Origin of the sequence: Streptomyces desertarenae (genome assembly GCF_042681365.1) — a bacterium.
GTDB classification, from domain to species: domain Bacteria; phylum Actinomycetota; class Actinomycetes; order Streptomycetales; family Streptomycetaceae; genus Streptomyces; species Streptomyces desertarenae.
The window spans coordinates 1-551 of record NZ_JBHUFU010000060.1 but is presented as its reverse complement, the minus strand read 5'-3'; the positions used below and the strand labels follow the sequence as shown (position 1 = coordinate 551).

Annotated in this window: 3 protein-coding genes; all 3 read left to right on the top strand. The window is 41.7% G+C overall.

Annotated elements, in window-relative coordinates; genetic code table 11:
* Positions 1 to 9 precede the first annotated feature (9 nt).
* A complete protein-coding gene (locus ACFSJS_RS27960) occupies positions 10 to 282 on the top strand; it encodes a hypothetical protein (protein ID WP_380905299.1) in 273 nt (90 codons plus the stop codon).
* Positions 179 to 394, top strand: coding sequence for a hypothetical protein (locus tag ACFSJS_RS27955; protein ID WP_380905295.1), 216 nt, complete (start codon positions 179 to 181; stop codon positions 392 to 394). The genes ACFSJS_RS27960 and ACFSJS_RS27955 overlap by 104 nt, the downstream gene beginning before the upstream one ends.
* Positions 394 to 551, top strand: a 158-nt coding sequence (locus tag ACFSJS_RS27950; RefSeq protein WP_380905297.1) for a hypothetical protein, incomplete at its 3' end; no start/stop codon positions are given. The genes ACFSJS_RS27955 and ACFSJS_RS27950, both read left to right, overlap by 1 nt.

Sequence of the window (551 nt, the reverse complement as noted above, 5' to 3'; positions counted from 1 at the left end):
ATATTCAATATGGAAAGAATAAAAGAACTAAGAGATTTGATGTCACAGTCTCGCACTCGCGAGATACTGACAAAAACCACTGTGGACCATATGGCCATAATCAAGAAATATACCTCGGGGAGGCAGGAGAAGAATCCAGCCCTCAGGATGAAATGGATGCCCAATATCGTAAAACCACATGGTATTGAGGGGATTTCTGATTCTGGGCAAAGAAGACAAGAGATATGGTCCAGCATTGAGCATCAACGAATTGAGCAATCTTGCGAAAGGAGAGAAGGCTAATGTTTTGATAGGGCAAGGAGACGTGGTGTTGGTAATGAAACGGAAACGGGACTCTAGCATACTTACTGACAGTCAGACAGCGACCAAAAGGATTCGGATGGCCATCAATTAATGTCGAATTGTTTAAAAACTACCTTGTTTCTACTGATCACGCGTACATATGTACGCGTGATCAGCAAAAGCAGGTCAAATATATTCAATATGGAAAGAATAAAAGAACTAAGAGATTTGATGTCACAGTCCCGCACTCGCGAGATACTGACAAAAAC